This is a genomic window from Micromonospora sp. NPDC049580, from assembly GCF_040675595.1.
In the GTDB taxonomy this organism is placed as follows: domain Bacteria; phylum Actinomycetota; class Actinomycetes; order Mycobacteriales; family Micromonosporaceae; genus Micromonospora.
The window spans coordinates 1-4,618 of sequence record NZ_JBFAPG010000500.1; the positions used below are offsets into that span (position 1 = coordinate 1).

Annotated in this window: 5 protein-coding genes; 1 reads left to right on the forward strand and 4 read right to left on the reverse strand. The window is 68.0% G+C overall.

What is annotated here, in order from left to right; genetic code table 11:
* The 4 genes from AB0J68_RS27820 to AB0J68_RS27835 form a co-directional block, all read right to left on the reverse strand.
* A partial coding sequence (locus tag AB0J68_RS27820) for a hypothetical protein (RefSeq protein ID WP_363941324.1) occupies window positions 1-192 on the reverse strand: 192 nt, incomplete at its 3' end.
* 2 nt (window positions 193-194) lie between these two features.
* Entirely contained in the window at window positions 195-752 is a 558-nt protein-coding gene (locus AB0J68_RS27825) for a hypothetical protein (RefSeq protein ID WP_354856217.1), read from the reverse strand.
* A 109-nt stretch (window positions 753-861) separates the two neighbouring features.
* Window positions 862-1,977 (reverse strand): carboxymuconolactone decarboxylase family protein, encoded by a 1,116-nt coding sequence (locus AB0J68_RS27830; protein WP_363941328.1) that lies wholly within the window; start codon window positions 1,975-1,977, stop codon window positions 862-864.
* Between the two features lie 127 nt (window positions 1,978-2,104).
* Complete coding sequence (locus AB0J68_RS27835) at window positions 2,105-2,914, reverse strand: helix-turn-helix transcriptional regulator (protein WP_354856235.1); 810 nt, start codon at window positions 2,912-2,914, stop codon at window positions 2,105-2,107.
* Window positions 2,915-3,832: 918 nt separating this feature from the next.
* Between AB0J68_RS27835 and AB0J68_RS27840 the strand changes: the two genes are divergently transcribed.
* Window positions 3,833-4,498 (forward strand): MerR family transcriptional regulator, encoded by a 666-nt coding sequence (locus AB0J68_RS27840; RefSeq protein ID WP_354856219.1) that lies wholly within the window; start codon window positions 3,833-3,835, stop codon window positions 4,496-4,498.
* Window positions 4,499-4,618: the final 120 nt, after the last annotated feature.

Below are 4,618 nucleotides of genomic sequence, written 5' to 3' on the forward strand. Positions count from 1 at the left end.
TCGGTCGTCGACAGCGCGGGGCGGCGGGTGGACTCCGGTGCCGTGACCGCCGGGCCGGGCGACATCCTGCGCGTCGGCGGGCGAGCTGCCCATCAGGCGTACCGCCGGCGCGCGGTCGGTGACCGCGACGAGCAAACCCAGTGGCAGCAGGACCAGCACGGCGGCGATGAGCAGGCGGGTCCGACGGGACACGGTCAGGCCGCTACGACGCTCGGGTGCGGCTGCGTCTGCACGCAGTTGCAGCGCGTCTGCTCCAGTTCCCGATCGTTCGGGCGCAGGTGCAGATACATCCCGATGATCATCGGCAGGAACACGACCGAGTTGTAGAACAGGTGCAGTTCGACCCGCGGGTAGATCAGTTGCAGGACGCTGGTCGGCACCGCCGCGCCGAAGAAGTTGGTGTGCAGCTGCGCCTGCAACAGCAGCAGGAAGTGCTCGATGTGGTGCCAGAACTGGATCACCAGGGCGACCGTCCACCAGGTCCGAGCCCGGCCGACGAAGCCGGGGCGGAGCAGGAACAGGCCGACCAACATGACCAGCGCGTACCCGTAGTGCATCCATTCCGAGGTCACCAGCCACGGGAGGAACTGCCCGAGCACACCGCGTGCCTGGGGACGGGCCCAGCCGAGCACCCAGATCTGGTAAGCCTGGACCAGGTGTTCGGCCCAGTGCGCGAGCGTGATCACCAGGAAGCCACCGAGCGCTGCCCGGTGATAGGCATGGTTGAGTGTGCGAACCGGTGCGACAACCATTCGGTTCTCCTATTCCGTGGGGTTCGATTCACGCGCCGCATCGCCACAGCACGGGGCCAACGAGAAACGACACTGGTTCCCACCGGCGTTGGCTCTTCGTACGCGCCTTTCACGACTCGCGAGGCACGACAGCGCCATTGTCACGCCGCGGGCGTCCGCCGTTCTTCTCCTCGTGTGCGCTCTGCCGGACCCCGATCCGACGGGCTGCGGCGAAGCTGGCCCAGGCGGCCACGTCGACCAGCGTGGCGTCCGCCGGATGGTGGCGGCGGAAATCCTCGACGACCTCGGGGCCGACCCGGTAGGAGGCGAACGCGGTGAGCAGCGCGAGACGTGCCGCCGCCCGCTGCGGTGCGGTCAGCGGCTCGATCAGCTCCTCGCACCAGCGGGTGCTGAGGCCGGCGTCCTCCCCGGCCCACCCGTCGAGCCGGGTCACCACGAGGCTGCGGACCGCGGGGTCGAGCGAGCGCTCGCCGGCGACCTCGAAGACGCGGTAGGAGCGCGCCATCGCGTCCGCGATGCGTGGGCTGCCCGAGGCCCAACTGACGTCCGAGGTCGGCGGCGCGGCGTCGAGCAGGCGGGTGGCTCGGCCGGCGAGGTGCTGTCCTCGGAGGGTGGGCCGGAGCACCCGGCCGAGCCCCTGATTGAGCCGGCGCCGCGCGCGTGGGCCGAGGCCCTGCGGCAGCAGCGAGTTGGCAAGGAAGACGTTGACCACGCGGCTCAGGTAATGGAAGCCCACCACGACCCCGACCAGCTCCGCTCGCTCCACTTCGGACACTCCGGCCGGCAGGGGCGGCCCGTCGGCACGGTGTGCGCCGCGGGCCCATTGCACGAAGCGCCGCATTCGGATGTCGGCGATCTCGTCAGGCCGGTCCGCGGCGATCGCCTCGGCGTCGCGCTCGTCGGAGAGTTCGAAGAGGCCCGCCACGTGCAGATCGGCGCAGTAGGGACAGGTGTTGGCCACCGACACCGTTGCCGCGACCGCTTCCTTGACAGCGCGGTCCACCACTCCGGCCGGCAACAGCGGCTCCCGGGTGAGGGTCCAGTAGGCGGCCAGGACATCGTCGGACGGCGAGTGCAACAACGCCGGCGGCACCACGATCTGGAATTCCTCGGCGACCTGGCGATACACCGCCGCGACGAGTCCACGCGCCGTCGCGGCGGGCACGACGGTCAGGAACCTGACGTGCTTCTGAACGACCGAGGAAGCAACCCGTCTCGCGACCATCAGAACCTCCCGCGTCAGATTCCCCGATTGCTCCCGCTGTTTGCGGGCCCGCCGGTGACCGCACGCCTCGCGCATCGGCACACCCACGGCCGGACTCGGCCGCCTCCTGCCCTGCGGGGTGACGCCCTCAGGCGGCCGCGCCCACCCGGTCCCGCACCGCGGTACTGCCGTGCTGGGCCTGGCTCAGCGCGTACTTGCGCGCGTCGAGCAGGGCGAGCAGCACCGGCGGATCCAGTGCGCTGCTGCGCCGCAGCACCATGTTCGCGGTGACCTTCGAGTCGGCGCGGACCGTGAGCGGGCCGTACGTCGCCACCGACACGGCACGATCGGCCACGTCGGCGCGCTGCTCGGCACCGTCCGGATCGGCCGACACCGACTGGGCCAACAGGTACCACGAGCCCAGGGGAACCGCGTCGAAGTGGACCCAGCCGGGTTGCTGCAGAACGGCGCACCGCGCCGGACGTCCTTCCGGGATACGGCCGCTGAACAGACCGACGAAAATAAGCGGGTGGTCATCGTCCTCGGCGAGACGGACCTGGCACGACACCTGGCCGCTCGGCGATCGGCCGGAGCGCCACTCGAAGTGCGGGTGGATAGACTGCGTGTAGCCGGCGTGTCGACGGAACGCGGTGGGCGACATACCGACGCTGCGGCTGAACCGCCAACTGAACGTACCGACGCTGTTGTAACCCACGCGGACGCTGATGTCCGCGACGTTCATCGATGTGGTGATGAGCAGGTCCTTCGCCCGCTGCAGGCGCAGCGCCGAGAGGAAGCGGGCCGGCGACACACCGGTCACCCGCCGGAAGATGCGAGTGAAGTGGAATTTGCTGAACATTGCAGCACGGGCCATGTCGTCGACAGTCAACTGTTCACCCATGCGGTCGTGCATCGCTGCGACTGCCCGCAGCACCGCCTGCTCAGAAACGTCTTTCATGGCACTCCCCCAGGTGCTGTTCCGCTGCATCATTCAACTCGTGGCAGTCAGATATGTGCGCGCCTACCTGACAATTGAATATAAAAGCCGGAACAGTGCGGTCAATTACGTCGAATGATCTCTCGACTTATCGCAACACTATCGGACGGCACGTCGGCAATCAACCCTGGGTGAGCGCGCGACGCAATCGTGGAGAAGCAGCGGGTATTGGCGCTACTGGATATGGATAGCGTGAATCACCGATATATGCACACCTCGTGGCCGAAGCGGTCCAGGTCGGCCGGGCGGCCTTGATCCGTCGGCGCATGACTGGAATTGATCACCATTGGCACTGCTCGGAGTGCACGCAGCCGGTCGTTGCGGATTGGCGGTGACGGACTCTGGACGGCGTGCCAGCAGGTCGGGGCGGCCTCCTGCCGTCATCGGCCGCCCCTGCGACGATACCCGCCGGTAACACCGGCCAGATACGTGATCAGCATGCCGGCGGGGCCTCAGATACGTGTCTCAGCCAGGGCTTTCATGGTGGACAGTTCTATTTGTGCGGTCAACCGCGACAACGGGCGTGGCTCGCGGAACGCGGGTCACGCCGATCCGTTCACCGGCCACTGACGGGCATGATTGGGAGGCCAGCTCTGGTTACTAACAGTGTTTGTGTGGTAATTAAGGGTTGCCGAAGTATGTCCGAGTCTCCTAGTCTCCTATCGGACGGCGCAACCATCAGCCACCTCGATTGCGCATCCGGCACCACCCGGAAGGAGCCGATCACCCGTGCTTCTCGGTCCACACCAGCCCAGGACAGCCACGACGACCTCCGCCGGCAGCGACGCCGCAACGACAGCGTTATTTCCGCGGCGCAGCCACAGCTAGCACGAGCGGTCGCGATCCACGGGCCTGAAACGTTGATCACCGGGAGCCACGATGCGAATATCTGACCTGAGTCGGCAGTCCGGGGTGCCGGTCGGGACGATCAAGTTCTACCTGCGCGAACGCCTGCTCCCACCCGGCGAACCCACGGGACGCAACCAGGCACTTTACAATAAGAATCACCTACGACGCCTTCGGCTGATCAAGATATTCACCTCCATCGGTGAACTCGACCTCACGTCGGTACGGCGGCTCCTGATCGCCGCCGAGGACGAGCACCTGTCGTCGATCGAGCTGTTCGAGGTGCTCAACCAGGTGTCGATGGCGGGCAAGGACACCGCCGCCGAGGAGGACGAGAGCCTCGATCTCGCCCGTGCCGACGCGAACCGCATCATCGAATCGTCCGGCTGGCAGGTCAACCCGGACGCCGCCGCCCGCTCACACCTCACCCTCGCGCTCGCCGCGATGCGGCGCCTGGGCTGCGACTGCGATCCGGACTTTCTCGACGTCTACCGGGAGGCAGCCGACCGGCTCGCCCGGCACGAGGTGGGTCGGATCGCGAACGACCGCACCGCGCGCATCGAGGCCCTCGCGCGCAACGTCCTGCTACACCAGGCGTTCGCGGCGATGCGCCAGCTCGGGCAGCAGCATCACCTGTCCCGCCGATTCGGCCTCGTGCCGGCGAACCAGGGGACGGCCGACGACGGCGACCGCGCCTGACACCCGAAGCCGATGCGCCGAGGCACACGGGTCGACCGGACAGGGACGTCGGCCCGGCGGGGCGGCGCCGACGGGCTGACTGTGCCGGTGACGCCGGCGGAGCTGACGCGTGAGGGCCGG

What these genes read in the sequence shown, in the direction of transcription:
- AB0J68_RS27840 (WP_354856219.1), top strand. Translation starts at nt 3,833, where the DNA reads ATGCGAATATCTGACCTGAGTCGGCAGTCCGGGGTGCCGGTCGGGACG.
- AB0J68_RS27830 (WP_363941328.1), bottom strand. Translation starts at nt 1,977, where the DNA reads ATGGTCGCGAGACGGGTTGCTTCCTCGGTCGTTCAGAAGCACGTCAGG.
- AB0J68_RS27825 (WP_354856217.1), bottom strand. Translation starts at nt 752, where the DNA reads ATGGTTGTCGCACCGGTTCGCACACTCAACCATGCCTATCACCGGGCA.
- AB0J68_RS27835 (WP_354856235.1), bottom strand. Translation starts at nt 2,914, where the DNA reads ATGAAAGACGTTTCTGAGCAGGCGGTGCTGCGGGCAGTCGCAGCGATG.